We start from the raw sequence: 4,112 nt of genomic DNA on the forward strand, positions 1-4,112 counted from the left end.
GGATTCTGTGATACGGGTTCTTACCATATAATAATGAAATTATAAATGAAAATTGGCTGATCTGCCTGTTGGCGGCGGAGCTGATAACTGTATTTACTTGTCGGTATAGCAGAAATGGAGGCAGGATTTATGGGACAGAAAATGTATAACGTTACGATACAGGGAATAACAAAACAATATCCTGAGAAGATTCCTTACAGTGAGATTGTAAAGGAATACGAAGGAAGTACGGATGCACCTGTAATGCTGGTGATCGTAAATGGCAGGCTGAGAGAACTGCATAAGCATCTCAAGGCAGACTGTGAGATTGAATTTGTGACATCCAAAGATCCGATCGGACACAAAACTTATTGCAGAAGTGCAAGTCTGATTCTTCTGAAAGCAATTTATGATGTGGCAGGGCAGGAAAATATAGACAGTGTAGTGATCCATTATTCTGTAGGCAGCGGCTATTATTTTACAATGAAAGGACCTATGGCGCTGGATCAGGAATTTATTGATAAGGTAAAGGCGCAGATGCACAGGATCGTGGACGAGAATCTTCCCATTGTAAAGCGAAGCGTAAGCACCAGTGAGGCAGTTGCACTTTTTCATAAGCATCATATGTATGACAAAGAGAAGCTGTTTAATTACCGCAGAAGCTCTGCGGTGAATCTTTACAGTATTGGAAGCTTTGAGGATTATTTCTACGGTTTTATGGCGAACCATACGGGATATATTAAGACGTTTGATCTGTTTTTGTATGAGGGTGGTTTCGTACTGCAGCTTCCGACTCAGAATGAACCGGACCGGATACCTGAATTTAAACCGAGGGAGAAGATTTTTCGTGTGCAGAAGGAATCTCAGGAATGGGGAGATAAACTGGATATTGCGACAGTCGGTGATCTGAATGAAAAGGTTACCAGAGGCGGTATCCAGGATATTTTGCTGATCCAGGAGGCTATGCAGGAGGCAAAGATTTCGGAAATCGCATCTGAGATTGCCGCAGCCGGAAACAAGAAGTTTGTTATGATCGCAGGTCCGTCTTCTTCCGGAAAGACTACGTTTTCACACAGGCTGTCCATTCAGCTGGCTGCCCATGGAATGAAACCGCATCCGATCGCAGTGGATAATTATTTCATTGACAGGCACTTGACTCCTGTAGATGAGTTTGGGGAAAAGAATTTTGAGTGTCTGGAAGCGATTGATGTGGAGCAGTTTAATAAAGATATGCTTGAGCTTTTGGAAGGAAAAAGGGTAGAGATGCCGGTTTTCAATTTCAAAACAGGAACCAGAGAATATAAAGGTGATTTTCTGCAGCTGGATAAAGACGATATTCTGGTGATCGAGGGAATTCATGGATTGAATGACAGGCTCAGCTATGCGCTGCCAAAGGAGAGCAAATTTAAGATTTATCTCAGCGCTCTGACTCAGCTGAATATTGATGAACATAACAGGATTCCTACTACGGATGGCCGTCTGATCCGCAGAATTGTAAGAGATGCCCGCACCAGAGGGACTTCTGCGAAAGAGACAATTGCAAGATGGCCTTCCGTACGCAGAGGTGAAGAACAGAATATCTTTCCTTTCCAGGAGGATGCAGATGTAATGTTTAATTCTGCGCTGATCTATGAACTGGCATGCCTGAAAGTATATGCGGAACCGCTTTTGTTTGGGATTGCCAAGGACGAACCAGAGTATACAGAGGCGAAGAGGCTGCTGAAGTTCTTTGAATATTTTGTTCCGGTGCCAAGCGAGGCAGTACCGAATAATTCGATTTTAAGAGAATTTATCGGTGGAAGCTGCTTTAATGTGTAAAATACTAGTACAGCGTTTCGTAAATAACTATACCAATCGCGTAGGATGCGGATTCGAGTGTGCTGGTATAAAAACGCAGGCGTAGCGGGCTACGCTGAGGCTTTTAGACCTGTGCAATCGGATTCGCAGACAAGTGAGTGGTATAGTTATTTCGAAAACGATGTACTAGAATGAAAGTTACTGTTCACACGCCACTATCCCGCGAGGTGTTTTGGCATGAATATGCCAAAATCCCGAGACATACAAGCCAAAATTCCATTGCCGCAGGCAATTTGAAATGAATTTTGGCAACGTTACTGAGAACGGAGTGAACAGTAATGAATGAAATTTCTTTACAAGTGCAAAAAAACGTGCTAGAATAGCACTTGCGCAACCAGGCCAGGTAATCGCGGCTGAACAGACGAAAGGGTTCAGACGAGGAAAGTCCGGGCTTCGCAGGGCAGGATGCCGGATAACGTCCGGTGGAGGTGACTCCCAGACCAGTGCAACAGAAATAAACCGCCTCACTTGCTGAGGTAAGGGTGGAAAGGCAGTGTAAGAGACTACCGCCGTCCTGGTAACAGGCCGGGCACATGTAAACTCCATTCGAAGCAAGACCGAATAGAAAGCGATACGGCTGCCCGTCGTGCTTTCAGGTGGGTCGCTTGAGCCTTATGGCAACGTAAGGCCTAGACAGATGATTACCCAATGACATAACCCGGCTTATCGGTCTGATTGCGTACAAAAAAACAGAACGGATTTCTTCCGTTCTGCTGTTTTTTTGATATTTGTTTTATTATTTATTGCGTTTACCTGTATATTTCTCTTCGCAGTATTTACATCTGTAAACTTCTTTCTCTTTATCTGCAAGAACAAAGATCTGGTCGAGTCCCTGTTCAATGGAAGTGATGCAGCGTGGATTCTTGCATTTGATCACGTTGACAACCTGATTCGGAAGTTTCAGTTCTTTTTTGGCAACGATCTTCTCGTCCTTGATTACGTTTACAGTAATGTTATGATCGATAAAGCCGAGAATGTCAAGATCAAGATTCTCAACCGGGCATTCAACCTTGATGATATCTTTCTTACCCATTTTGTTGCTGCGCGCGTTCTTGATGATGGCAACGGTGCAGTCAAGTTTATCAAGCTTCAGATCATGATAGATAGTCATGGCCTTGCCTGCTTTGATATGGTCTAATACATAACCTTCGCGAAGTGCTCCAACATTTAACATGGTAATTTTACCTCCAGTAATGTGAGAATCAGGGCCATACGTACATATACACCGTACTGTGCCTGTTTGAAATAAGCTGCTCTCGGGTCTGCATCCACCTCTGTTGAGATTTCATTTACACGTGGAAGCGGATGAAGAATGTACATGTCTTTTTTTGCAAGTTCCATTTTCTGTTTGTCCAGAATGTAGAAATCCTTCATGCGGACATAGTCTTCTTCGTTGAAGAAACGTTCTTTCTGTACACGTGTCATGTAGAGGATATCAAGATCCGGTAAGGCATCTTCCAGTCTCTCTACTTCCTGAAATTCGATATTGTTCTTTTTCAGAACATCCTCGCGGATATAGCTTGGGATGCGAAGCTCTTCCGGTGAGATCAGAATGAATTTTACATTTGTGTAACGTACAAGTGCTTCGATCAGGGAGTGAACTGTACGTCCGAATTTCAGGTCGCCGCACAGACCAATGGTCAGATTGTCCAGACGTCCTTTCAGGGAACGGATGGTAAGTAAGTCGGTTAATGTCTGGGTAGGATGTTGATGACCACCGTCGCCGGCGTTGATAACAGGAATAGAAGAAGCCATAGAAGCTACTAACGGAGCACCTTCTTTCGGGTGGCGCATAGCACAGATGTCAGCGTAACAGGATACAACGCGGATTGTATCGGCAACACTTTCACCCTTTGAAGCGGAACTGGAATCAGCTGATGAAAAACCAAGAACTTTACCGCCAAGGTTCATCATAGCAGCTTCAAAGCTGAGACGGGTACGGGTGCTTGGCTCATAGAATAAAGTTGCCAGTCTTTTATCATCGCAGACATGTGCGTATTTATCAGGGTGTTTCTCAATATCGCTGGCCAGGTCAAGAAGAGTATTTAACTCATCAACAGACAGATCCAGCGGACTCATTAAGTGTCTCATTTCATACCTCCATATTTTACTGGTTCAGGAATTTTTATTTAATCCTTCATAACATCATATAATAATCAGGTGCTTTTTTCAAGAGAGTTTTCCAAGTATTTTCTCAAAAAAAAGTCCGGCTCCGAACCAGAGGGGAGCGCAGTCCGGCTCCTATCAGTCCCCGGTAATTCAGCGTCTGCTGTTTT

General features: G+C 43.8%; 3 protein-coding genes and 1 other RNA gene. 2 read left to right on the top strand and 2 right to left on the bottom strand.

Annotated elements, in window-relative coordinates; all coding sequences use genetic code 11:
• The first annotated feature begins 129 nt into the window (after positions 1–129).
• Complete coding sequence (locus tag AC075J_RS18390) at positions 130–1,797, top strand: nucleoside kinase (protein WP_022380710.1); 1,668 nt, start codon at positions 130–132, stop codon at positions 1,795–1,797.
• 370 nt (positions 1,798–2,167) lie between these two features.
• An RNA gene (rnpB, locus tag AC075J_RS18395) (RNase P RNA component class A) lies at positions 2,168–2,518 on the top strand.
• A 54-nt stretch (positions 2,519–2,572) separates the two neighbouring features.
• On the opposite strand, the gene AC075J_RS18400 is transcribed toward rnpB, so the two are convergent.
• Both AC075J_RS18400 and pyrB read right to left on the bottom strand, forming a co-directional pair.
• Entirely contained in the window at positions 2,573–3,010 is a 438-nt protein-coding gene (locus AC075J_RS18400) for an aspartate carbamoyltransferase regulatory subunit (protein ID WP_008707627.1), read from the bottom strand.
• Entirely contained in the window at positions 3,004–3,927 is a 924-nt protein-coding gene (gene pyrB / locus AC075J_RS18405; protein WP_020993668.1) for an aspartate carbamoyltransferase, read from the bottom strand. The genes AC075J_RS18400 and pyrB overlap by 7 nt, the downstream gene beginning before the upstream one ends.
• Positions 3,928–4,112 lie beyond the last annotated feature (185 nt).

It is taken from the genome of Blautia sp. ZXY-1-C6 (assembly GCF_056339875.1).